General features: G+C 68.5%; 11 protein-coding genes. 9 read left to right on the plus strand and 2 right to left on the minus strand.

Annotated features, from left to right (window positions below):
• Positions 1 to 4: 4 nt before the first annotated feature.
• Both ABZS29_RS23610 and ABZS29_RS23615 read right to left on the minus strand, forming a co-directional pair.
• Complete coding sequence (locus ABZS29_RS23610; protein WP_355464563.1) at positions 5 to 1,234, minus strand: class I SAM-dependent methyltransferase; 1,230 nt, start codon at positions 1,232 to 1,234, stop codon at positions 5 to 7.
• The gene (locus tag ABZS29_RS23615) at positions 1,234 to 2,313 is read right to left on the minus strand and encodes an SDR family oxidoreductase (protein ID WP_355464565.1); all 1,080 of its coding nucleotides are present in this window, start codon (positions 2,311 to 2,313) and stop codon (positions 1,234 to 1,236) included. The genes ABZS29_RS23610 and ABZS29_RS23615 overlap by 1 nt, the downstream gene beginning before the upstream one ends.
• Positions 2,314 to 2,469: 156 nt before the next feature.
• Between ABZS29_RS23615 and ABZS29_RS23620 the strand changes: the two genes are divergently transcribed.
• The 9 genes from ABZS29_RS23620 (at position 2,470) to ABZS29_RS23660 (ending at position 16,409) form a co-directional block, all read left to right on the plus strand.
• The gene (locus ABZS29_RS23620) at positions 2,470 to 3,807 is read left to right on the plus strand and encodes a nucleotide sugar dehydrogenase (RefSeq protein ID WP_355464567.1); all 1,338 of its coding nucleotides are present in this window, start codon (positions 2,470 to 2,472) and stop codon (positions 3,805 to 3,807) included.
• Positions 3,804 to 5,042, plus strand: a complete 1,239-nt coding sequence (locus tag ABZS29_RS23625; protein WP_355464569.1) for a glycosyltransferase family 4 protein — start codon at positions 3,804 to 3,806, stop codon at positions 5,040 to 5,042. The genes ABZS29_RS23620 and ABZS29_RS23625 overlap by 4 nt, the downstream gene beginning before the upstream one ends.
• 1 nt (position 5,043) lies before the next feature.
• On the plus strand, positions 5,044 to 6,960 hold the full coding sequence (gene asnB / locus ABZS29_RS23630; RefSeq protein WP_355464571.1) for an asparagine synthase (glutamine-hydrolyzing): 1,917 nt from the start codon (positions 5,044 to 5,046) through the stop codon (positions 6,958 to 6,960).
• A gap of 12 nt (positions 6,961 to 6,972) precedes the next feature.
• Positions 6,973 to 9,123, plus strand: coding sequence for a bi-domain-containing oxidoreductase (locus ABZS29_RS23635; protein WP_355464573.1), 2,151 nt, complete (start codon positions 6,973 to 6,975; stop codon positions 9,121 to 9,123).
• Entirely contained in the window at positions 9,120 to 11,072 is a 1,953-nt protein-coding gene (locus tag ABZS29_RS23640; protein ID WP_355464575.1) for an alginate lyase family protein, read from the plus strand. Before ABZS29_RS23635 ends, ABZS29_RS23640 begins: the two co-directional genes overlap by 4 nt.
• Before the next feature lie 75 nt (positions 11,073 to 11,147).
• Positions 11,148 to 12,362, plus strand: a complete 1,215-nt coding sequence (locus tag ABZS29_RS23645; RefSeq protein ID WP_355464577.1) for a Wzz/FepE/Etk N-terminal domain-containing protein — start codon at positions 11,148 to 11,150, stop codon at positions 12,360 to 12,362.
• Positions 12,359 to 13,984 (plus strand): hypothetical protein, encoded by a 1,626-nt coding sequence (locus tag ABZS29_RS23650; RefSeq protein ID WP_355464579.1) that lies wholly within the window; start codon positions 12,359 to 12,361, stop codon positions 13,982 to 13,984. Before ABZS29_RS23645 ends, ABZS29_RS23650 begins: the two co-directional genes overlap by 4 nt.
• Positions 13,981 to 15,210 (plus strand): hypothetical protein, encoded by a 1,230-nt coding sequence (locus ABZS29_RS23655; RefSeq protein WP_355464581.1) that lies wholly within the window; start codon positions 13,981 to 13,983, stop codon positions 15,208 to 15,210. Before ABZS29_RS23650 ends, ABZS29_RS23655 begins: the two co-directional genes overlap by 4 nt.
• Positions 15,210 to 16,409 (plus strand): glycosyltransferase, encoded by a 1,200-nt coding sequence (locus ABZS29_RS23660; protein WP_355464583.1) that lies wholly within the window; start codon positions 15,210 to 15,212, stop codon positions 16,407 to 16,409. The genes ABZS29_RS23655 and ABZS29_RS23660 overlap by 1 nt, the downstream gene beginning before the upstream one ends.
• Positions 16,410 to 16,423: the final 14 nt, after the last annotated feature.

Here is a 16,423-nt window from a genome sequence, read left to right on the forward strand (position 1 = left end):
TTTCTTAGATCACTTCGAGACGCGGGATCGGTACGACGAACTTCGCGCCCCACTCCCGTGCGTAGCCGAGCTGGTGGACGATCTCGTCGCGCAGGTTCCACGGCAGGATCAGGATGTAGTCCGGGCGCGTCTCGGCCAGGTGCTCCGGAGCGAAGATCGGGATGTGTGTCCCCGGCAGGAACAGTCCGTGCTTGTGCGGGCTGCGGTCCACCGTGTACGGCAGCAGGTCCTCGCGGATGCCGCAGTGGTTGAGCAGCGTGTTCCCCTTGCCCGGCGCCCCGTAGCCGGCGACGGTCTTGCCGTCGCGCTGCGCCTGAATCAGGAACTCGACCAGCTCGGCCTTGATCGTGAAGACCTCGTTCGCGAAGCCGGCGTGGCCTTCGACGGTGTGCAGACCGGCGTCGGCCTCGTCCTGCAGCACCTTGCCGACGAGCTCGGTCGGCTCGCCGGCGGTCTCGATCGGCGTACTGAAGACGCGCAGCGACCCGCCGTGACTGGCCAGCTCCTGGACGTCGACGACCTTCAGACCGGCCTTCTCCAGCGCCAGCGCCGCGGTCTTCAACGACAGGTACGAGTAGTGCTCGTGGTAGATCGTGTCGTACTGACGACGCTCGATCAGCCGCAGCAGGTGCGGGAACTCGAGCGACACCAGGCCGTCGTCCTTCACCAGCGCGCGCAGACCCTTGGCGAAGTCGACGATGTCCGGCACGTGCGCGAAGACGTTGTTCCCGGCAACCAGATCGGCCTGGCCGTGCCGGGCCGCCGCGTCCTTGCCGGTCTCCTCGCCGAGGAAGTAGCTCTCGGTCCGGATGCCCTTGGAGTTCGCGATCTCGGCGATGTTCCCGGCCGGCTCGATCCCGAGCACCGGGATGCCGAGGGCAACGGCATGCTGCAGGAGGTAGCCGTCGTTGCTGGCGGCCTCCACGATCAGGCTCTCCGGGCCGAGGTTCAGCCGCTCCTGCATGTCGACGACGAACCGGCGGGCGTGCTCCACCCAGCTGGTCGAGTACGACGAGAAGTACAGGTAGTCGCTGAACACGTCATCGGCCGCGACGTACGCCGGAAGCTGGACGAGCAGGCAGTTGTCGCAGATCCGCACGTTCAGCGGGTAGAAGGTCTCGCCCGCGTCGATCTGGTCGGCGCGCAGGAAGCTCTCGCACGGCGGCGACATACCGAGATCGACGAAGGTGCGGTTCAGGGTCTCGCCGCACAGGCGGCACTCGACGGTGGCCATCAGTTGGTCTCCTGCGCAAAGAAGTCAGCCAGCGGGCCAGGGAACTGGTCGTCGGTCTGGCGGCGGAGCTGGCTGTCGACGAGGTTCTTGTCGAGCAGCTGCTGGATCCGGCGCAGGCGGACGAACTGGGCCGACGTGAAGTCGTCGTACGTGAGGCCGTGCCGCTGGTAGGCGGCGTACATCTCCTCGACGCCCTTGCGGACCGTCCACTCGAGCTTGAGGCCCGGGAAGGTGTCGTTCAGCTTGCTGAAGTCGACCTTGTAGTTGCGCAGGTCCGGGCCGGCGCCGTCGGCGATCGACAGCGTCGAGCCCGGGACGACCTCGCGCACCATCTCGGCGATGTCGCGCACCTGGACGACGTCCTCGGACCGGCCGACGTTGAACGCCTCGTCGTGGATCAGGTCGCGCGGCGACTCGAGCACCTCGGCGAACGCCCGGCTGATGTCCTCGATGTGGACGAGCGGCCGCCACGGGGTGCCGTCGCTCTCCAGCCGGACCTGGCCGGTGGTCAGCGCGACCGCGGTCAGGTTGTTCACCACGATGTCCAGCCGGAGCCGGGTCGAGGCGCCGTACGCCGTGGCGTTGCGCAGGTACGTCGGGCTGAAGTTGTCGTCGGCCAGCTTCGACAGCTCCTGCTCGGCCAGCGCCTTGGTCTCGCCGTACGCCGTCACCGGGAACATCTCGGCGTCCTCGCCGACCGCCTCGGACCCGGCCGCGCCGTACAGGCTGCAGGAGGAGGCGAACAGGAACCGCTCGACCCCCGCGTCCTTGGCCGCCTGGGCCACGTTCAGCGTGCCGCGCAGGTTGACCGAGTACGTCGCTTCCTTGTCGAGGTTGCCCAGCGGGTCGTTCGACAGCGCGGCCAGACACACCACCGCGTCGTACCCCTCGAGCTCCTTCGCCGTGACGTCGCGCATGTCCCGCGGCTTCCGGTCGCCGATCGGCTCCGGCCCGCCCAGCAGGTCACACCCCTCGTACAGCCCGGTGTCCAGACCGTCCACCACATGCCCGGCATCCTTGAGGAACGGCACCATGACGGCCCCGATATAACCCCGATCGCCCGTGACCAGCACTCTCATCCGTACGCTCCCTCACCCCGACACTCCCCTGTCGCCTCATACAGATCACCCTCGAGCCGTCCTGATACATCCAAAGAATTTCGGTTCGGATGTATCAGGGGCACACGGTCGCTGCTCTTCTGTGCGCTGCCGTGTTCTGAGCCTGTGGGGGGCGTTATGAAGGTTGCCGTATTCGGTCTTGGGTATGTGGGGTCGGTGACTGCGGCGTGTCTGGCCGCGGCCGGGCACGACGTGTGGGGTGTCGACGTGGACACCGCCAAGGTCGGTCCGATCACCGAGGGCCACAGTCCAGTGGTCGAGCCCGGGCTGGACGATCTGGTGGCCGAGGGGGTGACCGGGGGGCGGCTGCATGCCACCACGGACCCACGGCTGGCGGTCGATCGGGCGGATGTCTCGCTGATCTGTGTCGGTACGCCGTCCACTCCGGCGGGCAGTACCGACCTGACGTACATCAAGCGCGCGGTCCGCGATATCGCGGAGGCCGCGCATGTCGTCGTACCGCCGGAGTCGGGGTTCCACAGCATCGTGATCCGGTCGACCGTGCCGCCGGGGACGGTGGACGAGGTGGTCGCGCAGGTGCTGGCCGACGTGCCGCCGCCGGCCGGGCTGACGTTCGGTACGGCGATGTGTCCGGAGTTCCTGCGGGAAGGCTCGGGGCTGGCGGACTTCTACGAGCCGCCCTTCGTGGTCGTCGGGACGCAGTACCCGATGGTCGGTAAGCAGCTGACCCAGCTCCTCGCCTTCCTTGTCAACAGCAGTCTCGGGCAGGAGGTTCAGGTGGTCGACGTGCGGACCGCGGAGGCGCTCAAGTTCGCCTGCAACGCGTTCCACGCGACCAAGGTCTCGTTCGCGAACGAGATGGGCCGGATCTTCCGTCACTACGACGTGGACTCGCGCGAGGTGATGCGGCTGTTCGTCCAGGACACCAGCCTGAACATCTCGCCGTACTACCTGAAGCCCGGGTTCGCGTTCGGGGGCTCCTGCCTGCCGAAGGACCTGCGCTCGCTACTGCACCTGGCCCGGGTCAACGACACCGAACTGCCGCTGCTGTCCGGCACGCTGGCCACGAACGAGCGCGCGGTCAGCGACGTGGTCGACCGGGTCATCGCCGGTCCCGGCCGCGAGGTCGCGCTGCTCGGCCTGAGCTTCAAGGTCTCCACCGACGACCTGCGCGAGAGCCCGAACGTCGAGCTCGCCGAGCGGCTGATCGGCAAGGGCTACAACCTGCGCATCTACGACGCGATCGTGAACCCGAGCCGGCTGGTCGGCGCGAACCTGCGGCACGTCGAGTCCAAGCTTCCGCACCTACAGCGGGTACTCACCGACGACCCGACCGCCGCCCTCGCCGGCGCCGACGTGGCGCTGGTGAGCGCTACTGACACGGCTGCCGTCCAGGCGCTGCTGGCCACCCCGCCGGCTCGAACCATCGACCTCAGCGGGCGGCTCGGCAAGGACGTCGAGGCGCTGCCCGGATACGAAGGAGTTGCGTGGTGACGTCAAGAGTGACCGGCCCGCGCGTCCTGATCATCATCCAGAACCTGTGGGTCCCTTTCGACCGCCGGGTCTGGGAGGAGTGCAAGGCGCTGAAAGGCGCCGGGTACGACGTGACCGTGGTCTGCCCGAAGGGTCCGGGTGACCCGGCGTACCAGGTGATCGACGGTGTCGCCGTCCACCAGTACAAGGCCTACGCACCCGGCGGCAGCAAGGCCGGCTTCATCGTCGAGTACGCGTACTCGTTCCTGATGACGCTGCTGCTGGTGCTGCGCGCCCGCAAGGCCGGCCGCTTCCAGGTGATGCAGGCCTGCAACCCGCCGGACATCTTCTGGCCGATCGCGATCCTGCTGCGCAAGCTGGACCGGACGAAGTTCGTCTTCGACCACCACGACCTGTGCCCGGAGCTGTTCCAGTCCCGCTTCGGCGGTACGACGTCCCTTCCGTACAAGGGACTGCGGTTCCTGGAGAAGATGACGCACCGGACCGCCGACCACGTGACGTCGACCAACGACTCGTACCGGCGGATCGCGATCACGCGCAGCGGCAAGGCCAACCACGACGTGACGGTCGTCCGCACCGGACCGGATCCGGAGAAGCTGCAGCGCGTGCAGGCCGACGAGTCGCTCCGGGACGGACACAAGTACCTCGTCACCTACATCGGCGTGATGGGCCCGCAGGACGGCGTCGACATCGTCGTCCGCGCGGCCGACCACATCGTCAACCAGCTCGGCCGCACCGACATCAAGTTCACGCTGATGGGCGGCGGCGACTCGTACGACGAGGTGGTCGCACTGCGCGACGAGCTCGGACTGGGTGAGCACATCGAGTTCACCGGCCGGGTGCCGGACGAGACCGTGCGCGCGGTGATGTCGACCGCGGACCTCGGCCTGTCGCCGGACCCGAAGAACCCGCTGAACGACGTCTCGACGATGAACAAGACGATGGAGTACATGGCCTTCGAGCTGCCGGTCGTCGCCTTCGACCTGATCGAGACCAGGGTCTCGGCCGCCGAGGCCGCCGTGTACGTCGAGCCGAACGATGTCGAGAAGTACGGCCAGGCGATCGTCGACCTGCTCGACGACGAGGTCGCACGGCGCCGGATGGGCCGGTTCGGCCGCGAGCGGGTCGAGCAGGTCCTGGCGTGGAAGCACCAGCAAAAGGCGTACCTCGGCGTGTTCGGGCAACTGACCGGGCATGTGACGCCGATCAGCGTCGTCCGGGCCACGGGGTCCTGACGTGTGCGGCATCGCCGGCTGCTACCAGCAGCACGACGGTTCGGCACTGGCCGAGGCCATGAGCGACCGGATCGCCCACCGCGGTCCGGACGCTGCCGCGATCTACCGATTCCAGGAGGACGACGTCTCCGCCGTACTGGCGCATCGACGGCTGTCGATCATCGACCTGTCCTCCAGTGCGGACCAGCCGTTCAGCAAGCGTGGCCTGACGCTTTGCTACAACGGCGAGCTCTACAACTACAAGGAACTGCGGGCGGAGCTGGCCAAGTCCGGCGTCTCGTTCCGGACCAGCTCGGACACCGAAGTGGTGCTGGAGGCGTGGCGTCGCTGGGGCCCGGACGCCCTCCAGCGGTTCCGCGGGATGTTCGCGTTCGCGATGCTCGACGAGGAGAGCGGCAGCCTGTTCCTGGCTCGCGACCCGCTCGGCATCAAGCCGCTGTTCTTCCTGCGCCGCCAGGGTGGCGTGGTCTTCGCGTCCGAGCTGAAGGCGCTGGTCGCCGCGGTCGGGCCGGAGCTCCGGACCGAGCCCGGTGCGCTGATCTCCTCGATGCTCTATTACTGGCTGCCGGAGCAGCGCTGCTCGATCGACGGTGTGGAGAAGCTGCCGCCGGGATCGTGGGCGGAGTTCCGGCCGGACGGTAGTAGCCGGCACGACACGTACTGGCGGGTGACCGACGTCGCGACCGAGGCCGCGGCCGGTCCGCCGGCCGATCTGCGTCAGGTGATCGAGGAATCGGTCGCCGCGCACATGGTGGCCGACGTACCGGTGTCGACGTTCCTCAGTGGTGGGCTCGACTCCAGTTTGGTGACGGTGCTGGCGAAGCAGATGGATCCGTCCGTCGACTCGTACACGATCACCTTCCGGTCGCAGGACCAGAAGCTCGAGGCGATGCCGGACGACGCGATCTACGCGCGCAAGGTGGCCCAGCAGTTCGGGATCGACCTGCACGAGATCGAGATCGCCCCGGACGTCGTCGACCTGCTGCCGCGGATCGTCGACATCCTCGACGAGCCGATCGGCGACCCGGCCGCGATCAACACGCTGCTGATGTGCGACACCGCCCGCGATGCCGGCGTCAAGGTGCTGTTGTCCGGGATGGGCGCCGACGAGCTGTTCGGCGGCTACCGCAAACACCTCGCGTGTGTGATGGGAGCGCAGTACCAGCAGCTCCCCGGCGTACTGCGCAACGGCTTGATCGGTCCGGCCGTACGGCGGCTGCCGGTGACCGTGCGCGGTCGCGGCCTGCGGTACGCGCGGTGGGCCAAGCGGTTCGAGACGTTCGCGAACCTGCCCGAGGAAGAGGCGTTCCGGCGCAGCTACACCATGTACGACGGCGACCAGCTGACCGGGCTGTTGAGCCCCGATCTGGAGCCGTACGTCGGGAAGCTGCTGGCCGAGCACAGCGATCTCTACCACGACACCACGCTCGACGATCACGTCAACCGGATGTGCCTCGCTGACTCGCGGATGTTCCTGCCGGGGCTGAACCTGGCGTACACCGACCGGGCGAGCATGGCCGCGTCGACGGAGGTGCGGACGCCGTTCGTCGACCCGATCGTCGCGCGGGCCGCGTTCTCGATCCCAGGCAGTCAGAAGATCCATCGCCGGGTCAGCAAGCTGGCGCTGAAGAAGGCAGCCGAAGCCTGGCTGCCCAAGGAGATCATCTACCGGCCGAAGGCGTCGTTCAGCGCTCCGCTGCGGGCCTGGATCCGGAACGATCTGCGCGAGCTCGTCGACGACACGCTGATCCGCGGTGAGCTCGTCGGCAGTGGCTTCCTGCAGCAGGCCGCCGTACAGCGGCTGGTGGACGACGAGCGGGCCGGGCGCGAGGACTACTCGAAGCAGATCTGGCAGTTGCTGACGCTCGAGACCTGGACGCGCAACATGCGTTCGCTCGGCGTGACCATCACCTCTTAAGGACTCAGACATATGAAGCAGGTCGCCCAGAACTACAAGTCCGGTGAGCTGGCGGTGCTCGACGTACCGCCGCCCGGGTGCCAGCCCGGCGGGGTGCTGGTGCGCTCGCTGTACTCGCTGATCTCGACCGGTACCGAGCTGATGAAGGTCGGCGAGGCCAAGCTCTCGCTGGTCGGCAAAGCGAAGGCACGGCCGGACCAGGTCAAGAAGGTGCTGGACACCGTTGCACAGCAGGGCTTGCGAAGCACCTACCAAAAGGTGATGAACAAGCTCGACTCCTACACGCCGCTCGGCTACTCGCTGTGTGGTGTGGTTGTTGAGGTCGGTGCTGGTGCCGAGGAGTTCAGCGTCGGCCAGTTGGTCGCTGCCGCAGGCAACGAGTTCGCGCTGCACGCGGAGTACAACTGGGTGCCGGTGAACCTGTGCGTGCCGGTGCCGGACGGTGTGCCGGCTGAGCAGGCCGCGTTCTCCACCGTTGGCGCGATCGCCATGCAGGGTGTGCGCCAGGCGGAGGTCCAGCTCGGCGAGACCGCCGTAGTGATCGGGCTCGGCTTGGTCGGTCAGCTGTGCGTGCGGTTGCTGGTTGCCGCGGGTGTCCGGGTCTTCGGGATCGACACCGTCGAAGACCGCTGCCGGATGGCGGAGAAGGCCGGCGCCCTCGCCTGCTCCTCCCCCGACGAGGCCGGTGTCGCCTCCCTCGAGCGATCGTTGCTGGAGGCATCCAATGGCCTCGGCGCCGACCACATCCTGCTCGCCGCCGGCGGCCACTCCAACGGTCCCGTCGAGACCGCCGCCCGGCTCGCCCGCGACCGCGCGCGCGTCGTCGACATCGGCAAGACCCGCCTCGACCTGCCGTGGAACGCCTACTACGACAAAGAGCTGGACGTTCGCTTCTCCCGCTCCTACGGCCCCGGCCGGTACGACGACCGCTACGAGCTCCAAGGCATCGACTACCCCGCCGGCTACGTCCGCTGGACCGAGCGCCGCAACCTCGAGTGCTTCGTCGACCTGATCGCCCGCGAACAGATCGACATCCAGTCACTGATCGCCGGCACGTTCCCGATCGCGGAGGCGACGGACGCCTACGCCAAGCTGAGCTCCGGCTCGCTTCCCGGCGTCGGCTTCCTCTTCGAGTACCCAGATGTGCCCACCGAAGAGCCGAAGCCGGTTGTGCCGCGCGTCGCCAAGCAGTCGTCCGGTACGACGGGCGCCGCTCGGCTCGGGTTCATCGGTGCGGGCAACTACGCGTCGAGCATGCTGCTGCCGCACCTGCAGAACAACTCCGAGGCGACGCTGGCCCGGGTGGCGACGAACAAGTCGCTCTCCGCGGCCAACGCGCAGAAGAAGTTCGGGTTCGAGCAGATCTCGACCGACGCGGCCGAGGTGCTGACCGACGACAGCCTCGATGCGATCTTCGTGGTGACCCGGCACAGCTCGCACGCCGACCTCACCTGCCGGGCGCTCGAGACCGGCAAGGCGGTCTTCGTCGAGAAGCCGCTGGCGCTCACGTACGACGAGGTCGACCGGATCGTGGCCACGGTCGAGGCCACCGGCAACGACCGGCTGATGGTCGGCTTCAACCGCCGGTTCGCGCCACTGCTCACCGACCTCAAGACCCGGTTCGGCGAGCCCGGCGGGAACCACTCCGTGCGGTACCTGGTGAACGCGGGCAAGCTGGATCCGTCCAGCTGGTACCTCGACCAGGGCAAGGAGGGCAGCCGGTTCGCCGGTGAGGGCGGGCACTTCATCGACACCCTCGCCTGGTGGCTCGACAGCACCCCGACCGAGGTGTACGCCGTACCGGGGCCGGAGGCGGGCGATGTCGTCATCACCCTGCGCTTCGCGAACGGATCCGTCGGCAGCATCAACTACGTCAGCGGCGGCAACAGCAGGTTCCCGAAGGAGACGCTCGACATCACCGGCGGCGGCCGCAACGCGCGCCTCGACAACTTCGCGAGCGCGTCGGTCTGGACCGGCCGCAAGCCGGCCACGAAGAAGGCGCGCGGCACCGACAAGGGCCAGCGCACCGAACTCGAGGCCTTCGTGCGAGCGGTCAAGAACGGGACCGCGATGCCGATCTCGTTCGACTCGCTCATCGCCACCACCCGCGCCACCATCGCCGTCGACCGCAGCCTCGCCTCCGGCGCGCCGGAAAAGGTATGAGTCGTCAGCCCCTGGGCTGGTACGTCCGGCGGTTGCGCCGGATGTCGCCCGCCGAACTGATCTGGCGCAGTACCGACCACGCACGACGTACTGCCTGGGCTTATCAGCAGGTGAAGCCCGGGCAGGACCCGGCCGCGCCAAGCACATTGCTCAGGGACCTGACGTTCGGTACGACGCTTCCGCCGCACGTGGCCTGCGCCGTACCGGACGATGCGCGCAAGGCGGTGATCGAGACCGCCGACGCGATCATGGCGGGCAACCTCGAGGTGCTCGGCACCGACCGCACGGACCTTGCGAAGCCGGACTGGTTCCGTGACCCGATCACCGGCCGCAGGTCGGACCCGACGCAGTACACGTTCAAGCTGAACCACCGCAACGAGGACCTGGTCGGCAACATCAAGCAGGTGTGGGAGCTGTCGCGGCACCACCACCTCACCCAGCTGGCCGCCGCCTGGTACCTGACCCACGACGACAAGTACGCCGACCGAGTCGCGGAGCAGCTGAACGACTGGTGGCGTACCAACCCGTTCCTGTCCGGCGTGCACTGGGCCAGCGGCATCGAGCTCGGCATCCGGCTGATCAGCTGGACCTGGATCCGCCGGCTGCTCAACGACTGGCCGGAGATCACCGACCTCTTCGAGCACAACGAACTCGCACTGAACCAGCTCTACTGGCACCAGCGCTACCTGGCTGCGTTCCAGAGCCACGGCTCGTCAGCCAACAACCACGTGATCGCCGAGGCAGCCGGCCAGCTTGTCGGTGCCAGTGCGTTCCCGTGGTTCCGCGAGAGCGCCAAATGGCGCACCGATGCGGCTGCCCTGCTGGAACGCGAGCTGGACGCCAACACCTTCCCCTCCGGCGTCAACCGCGAGCTGGCCACCGACTACCACCGCTTCGTCTCCGAGCTCGGCCTGTACGCCGCTCTGGAAGCAGACTTGGCCGGACACCCGTTGAGTGCGTCCACCTGGGCTCTCCTCACGCGTACGGCGGATGTCTCCGCAGCGATCGTGGACAGCACGCTGCGTCCGCCGCGCCAAGGTGACGACGACGAAGGCATGGTCCTGGTCCTCGATCCACCCAACATCCACAGCTGGTCCGCCTACGTCGCCCTGAGCGCAGCTGCGGTCGGATCCGCCGACTGGTGGCCGAAGGTCCCGGCAACCGCGACCTCCACACTGGTAGGCGCACTGATTAAGGGCACCCAAGCAGACCGACCATCTGAACGCCCCGGCCACTTCAACGACGCCGGTGTCACGATCCTGCGCAGTACCGACGATGGCCCGGAGATTTGGGTCCGCGGCGACGCCGGACCGCACGGCTTCCTGTCCATCGCGGCGCACGCGCACTGCGACGCGCTGTCGCTCGAGGTCCGGGCCGCCGGCGTCGATATCCTCGCCGACCCCGGCACGTACTGCTACCACGGTGAAGAGGAGTGGCGGAACTACTTCCGCTCCACGATCGGCCACAACACCGTCGAGGTGAACGGCGCCGAGCAGTCGCTGTGGGGTGGCGCGTTCCTCTGGCTGCGCGGCGCCACCGGCCAGGTCCGCCAGTACGACGGCGCCACCGGCCGCTGGGATGCCGAACACGATGGCTACCGAGCCGGCGACAGCCCGGTCACGCACCGGCGCAACGCCGTACTGGACGGCGGGACGCTGCGTGTCGAGGACCACCTCGACACGGCGGCCGACGTACGGATCGCATGGCACCTCGGCCCGGACGTGACCGCGGAACTCGAAGGCTCCAGCGCCCGCCTGCACTGGCCAGACGGTACGGCGGTCGCCGACCTGCCGGCGGGATTGACGTGGACAGCGCACCGCGGTGGTGACGATCCGCTACTTGGTTGGTACTCACCGCGATTCGGCCGTAAGGTCCCGATCACCACACTGATCGGCGCCGGACGGATCAGCCCGGACGCGCCGGCGGTCAGCACCTTCCGTTTCCGCTGACGGGTGTATCAGGTCACGTCCTAGCGCCTCTATTACTGCGAACCACGCAAGTCGTTCGCTCGGAGGGGGCAGGGCGTGAGCGCACAGCAGCTCGACGTGAAGAAGTCGTGGCAGGCTATTCGGCGGCACCGGTTACTGGTCGTCATCGGGGCGGTCGTGGGACTGCTGCTCGGTGTGGCCTTCGCTTTCGTGCGGCCGCCGATGTACTCGGCCGCCGCACTGGTGGTACTTCCGCCGCCGCCCGTGGTGGCCGGCGGCTCGACGGCCGGCTCGCAGAGCATCGACACCCAGCGGTACATCGCCGAGAGCGGCCCGGTCCTGCACAGCGCCGGCCAGAACCTGGAGCCGCCGCTGTCCACCGAGGTGGTGCGCGAACGGGTGAAGGCCTCGGCGGTGACCGACGACGTGATCCGGATCGAGGCCAAGGGCACGTCGGCGCGCCAGGCGGTCAAGCTCGCCAACTCGGTCGCGCAGGTCTACCTCGTCTTCGTCACCACCGACAAGCAACTGCCGGGTGACCTCGGCAAGCGCACCGGCGCCCGGCTGCTGGAAGGTGCGGCCGAGGCCCACGGCGGCAGCAAGCTTCTGCACGCCGGCACGTACGGCGGCCTCTTCGGACTGCTCGGCGCGATCGCCGCAGCGATCATCGTGCTGGCCCGCGCCCGCGGTGACCGCCGGCTCCGGATGCGCGACGAGATCGCCGACGCGGTCGGTCTTCCGGTGCTGGCCTCGGTGTCGTCGTACCCGGCGCAGGATCCGTCCGACTGGGCCGAGCTGCTGCAGAACTACCACCCGACCGCGGTCGACGCGTGGAGTCTGCGCAAGACCCTGCACCATCTCGAGCTGGACGTGAAGGGCGGCCCGGCGACCTCGCTGACCGTCATCTCGTTCGCCGACGACGAGAAGGCCCGTTCGCTCGGCCCGCAACTGGCGGCGTTCGCGTCGACGTTCGGCGTGACGAGCTCGCTGGTGATCGACCAGCACCACGAGGAACCGCGCGGATCCGTTGCCCTGGACATCTATCTGACCCTGGTCGACCGCGCCGACCCGCAGCTCGAGGGCGAGCGGACCACCCGCACGATCATCGCGCTCTCGGCCGGCACCGTGACCGCCGAGGAGCTGGCCCGGCTGGCCGTCGCGATCACCGGGGACGACCGCACCATCGACGGCATCGTGGTCACCGATCCCGATCCGTTCGACCGGACGATCGGCCGGGTCGCGCAGTCGCAGCGGCGGTCCGGTTCCCGGCTCCCGACGCTGCTCACCGGTACGGCAAGGCGGACCCGATGACGAACCAGCAGTTCTCCGAGCCGACCAGGTCGGCCGGCTCGTGGGACGACCAGGACGGCCTGTTCGACGCCGAGCGCTCGACGGGCTACCCGCCGGACAGCCTGGTCACGTTCCGCTTCCTGCGGGACGCGATCGTGCGGCACCGCCGGCTCTGGCTGCTGCTCGCGCTGGTCGGGCTCGCAGGCGGTCTGGCGTCGAACGTCGTGCTGCCGTCGCCGCACACCGCGACGGCCCGGATCCTGGTCACGACCCGCGAGGGCGAGGACCCGGCGAAGGCGATGGCGACCGAGGTCAGCCTGGCCACCACCAGGACGGTGGCCAACCGGGTGATCGACTCGCTGCACCTCACCATGACGCCGGACGAGCTGCTGGACAGCTACACCGTGGCGCCGATCACCAGCCGGGTGCTGGAGGTCAACGCCAGCGCGAAGTCCGACGTCGAGGCGACCAACCTGGCCACGACCGTCGCCCAGACCTTCCTGAAGTTCCGGCGCGAGCAGATCGCTTTGCAGGACGCGCCGTTGCGCCGCGATCTCACGACCGCGCAGAACGAGGCGGCGCTGGCGCGGCAGGCAGTGGTGGCGGCCGGTGACGATCCGGCCGATCCCAAGCGCCCGAACAGTCCGGAGATGACGCGGCTGAACTCTGCGCAGGACAAGGTCAAGTTCGTCCAGCAGCAGTTGCTCGACTCGACCACGATCGCCTCGAAGATGAACAGCAGCCGGCTGCTCGACGCACCGGCCCCGGTGCTCACCTCCCAGAAGCGGATGCTCGCGCTCAAGATCGGCACCGGCCTGATCGCCGGGCTGTTCCTCGGCCTCGGCTTCGTCGTCGTCCGCGCGCTGATCTCGGACCGGGTGTGGAAGCGGCAGGACATCTCGCACGCCGTCGGCGCGCGGGTGCGGCTGAGCACTGGCCGGCCGCCGCGGCGGCTGCTCCCCCTCGGCCGACTCCTGCGCCCACGGCAGTCGAAGCACCGTGGGATCCGGCTGCTGTCACAGCACCTCGCCGGCCGGATCAGCTGGGCCGAGCGTCCGGCGCCGGCGCTGGCCGTGGTCAGCGTGGACGACGTACCGGCGTGTGCGCTGGCGGTGGCATCGCTGGCGGTGGCGCTGGCCGACGACGGCAAGCACGTTCTGGTCGCCGACCTGACGGGGCACCAGACCTTGGCCGCCAAGCTGGGTGTCACCACGCCCGGTACGCAGGACTCGAGCTTCAACGGTCCGGAGCGCCGGATCTCCGTGCACCTGCCGGACAAGGACGCGCTGCTGCCGGAGGGCTGCTATCTGCGGATCGGCGACACGACCCGCCCGGCCGGCGACGGCGACGTACAGCTGGATGCGGCGTGGGAGATCGCCGACGTGGTGCTGGTGCTGGCGACGCTGTCACCGGCTCTCGGCGCCGATCACCTCGGCAGCTGGGCGTCCCGGGCCGCCGTCGTGGTGACCGCCGGACGGTCGTCCGCGACCAAGCTGAAGGCCACCGGCGACATGTTGCGGCTGGCCGGTCTCGAGATCGATTCGGCGATCGTGCTGAACGCCGACAAGACCGATGAAGGCGTCGGCGTGGCGGAGGCGGAGGCGGCTGCCGTCTCGGCGAACGTCGAGATGTTCTCGCGATGAGCGCTCTGGCCACGCTCGGGTCGCGGCTGACGCCGAAGCCCGGCTTCCGACCGGTACCACCCGAGCGGCGCCGCCGCCGGCGCGTCCAGCTGGTCTGGGTGCTGATGGTGATGAACGTGCTCACGTTCTTCCCCGAGTCACGGTTGCTGGTGCCGATCCCGAGCGCGCTCGGCCGGCTGATCGCTCAGGGTTCGCTGGTGCTCGCCCTGCTGCTGGTGCTGACGGTCAACCGCCCGCTCCGGCTGCGTCCGAGCGTCTTCATCTTCCTCGCCACGCTGCTGGTCACCGAGGCAGTCATCTCCAGCCTCCGCGCGGAGTTCCTGGTCGGTGCGCTCTACCGCTCCAGCCGGCTGATGATCTTCGTGGTCGTGCTGTGGCTGCTGTCGCCGTGGTGGACGCGGCGCGACCTGCTGCTCGTCCGGACTCATCTGATGATGTTGTGGGCCGTCATCGGCACCGTTGTCGCCGGGCTGCTCGCCTCCCCCGGTGGCGCGTTCATCGACGACCGGCTGTCCGGAATCCTGTGGCCGATCCCCGCCACCCAGGTCGGTCACTATGCGGCGATGGCGACCGGCCTCACCGCCGTACTCTGGATGGCGGGGCTACTGCGCCGAGAGGTCGCGCTGGTCAGCGTGCTGGTCATGGTTCCGGTGCTCCTGCTCACGCACACCCGGACCGCGCTGATCGCGTTGCTGGTCGGGGGAATCGTCGCCGGGCTCAGTCTGTTCACGGCCCGGTCGCGGGCGCGGCGCACGTTCGCGATCGCCATCGGCGTGTTCTCGGTCGGCGCACTGACCGCAGGGTCCGCTGTGACGACCTGGCTGGCCCGTGGTCAGGACACCGAGCAGGTCGCCGCCCTGACCGGGCGCAAGCTGGTGTGGGACGCGATCCTGGCGCAACCGCGCTCGACGTTCGAGACGCTGTTCGGTTTCGGCCTGTCGAACAAGTCGTTCACCGGGTTGCCGATCGACAGCAACTGGCTCGGCACGTACTACGACGTCGGTCTGCTCGGCGCCGCGATCAACATCGCGATGCTGCTCTTCGTCTTCATCGCCGCCTGGTTCACACCACAGGGCCCCCGGCGGGCGATCGCCTTGTTCATCGTCGCGTACTGCGTCGTCGCGTCGTTCACCGAGACCGGACTGAGCGAGGCGTCGCCGTACTTCCTCGAGCTCACGCTGGCCGCGTCGCTGGTGTATCCGAGACCGTCCCGGGAAGGCATCTGATGAAGATCCTGCTGGTCCACAACCGGTACCGGTCGACCGCGCCCAGCGGCGAGAACAGAGTCGTCGACCAGGAGTGCGAGGCGCTCGCAGACCTCGGCCACGACGTCCGGCTCTTCGAGCGCCAGAGCGACGAGATCGAGGACTGGCCGGCCTGGAAGAAGGCCACCCTGCCGGCGCGCGTGATCTGGAACCCGGAGAGCAAGCGCGATCTCGCGGCCGAGCTGCAGGAGTTCCGGCCGGATGTGGTGCATGTGCACAACACGTTCCCGGTGCTCAGCCCGTCGGTCCTCTACGCCTGCCGCGATGCCGGCGTACCGGTTGTGATCACCTTGCACAACTACAAGTTGCTCTGCGCAAGTGGTGACTTCTACCGCGAGGGCTCGGTCTGCCACGACTGCGCCGGCGGCAATCCGCTGCCGGCGGTCCGCAACAGCTGCTACCGCGGTTCGAAGCTGGCCACGGCGACCACGGTTCTCAACACCCGGTCTCATCGACGCACCTGGCGCAACCTGGTCTCGGCGTACCTGTTCATCTCCGAGTCACAGCGCACACTCCTGGCCGGGATGGACTTCGACGCCGACCGGAGCTTCGTCCGCTACAACTACGTCCCGTACGACGGCCCCACCGCTCGATCGCCGCAGCGACAGGTCACGTACGTCGGCCGGCTGGACGCGGCCAAGGGCGCGCCGCTGCTGATGAAGGGCTGGGACGCGTACCGCGCGGTCGCGGGGGACGACGCGTTGCAGCTGGCGATCGCGGGCGGTGGCCCGATGCTCGACGAGGTGACCGCATGGGCCGCCGACCGGCCGTCGGTACAGCTGCGCGGAATGCTCGCCAAGCCGGACATCTTCCGCCTGATCAGCGAGTCGCGGGCCGTCGTTCTGCCCTCGGAATGGGAGGAGACCTTCGGTCTGGTGGTGGTCGAGGCGATGGCCGTCGGTGTCCCGCTGCTCGCCTCCGGGCACGGCTCCTTCCGCGAACTCGTAACCGACGGTGTCGACGGGGCGTTGTTCGATCCGACCCGTCCGGACGAGCTGGCCAAACTCCTGCTCGACGCGGACGCCTGCCCCGACCGGTACGTCGATCTCGGCCGCAACGCACGGACGACGTACGAGACCATCCACGACCCCCAGGCGAATCTCCAGCAGTTGCTCGACGTGTACCAGTTCGCGATCGCCAACCCGGTGCCGAGCCGTTAGCCCCCCGAAGGAAG

The organism is Kribbella sp. NPDC005582 (assembly GCF_040605415.1).
Lineage (GTDB): Bacteria > Actinomycetota > Actinomycetes > Propionibacteriales > Kribbellaceae > Kribbella.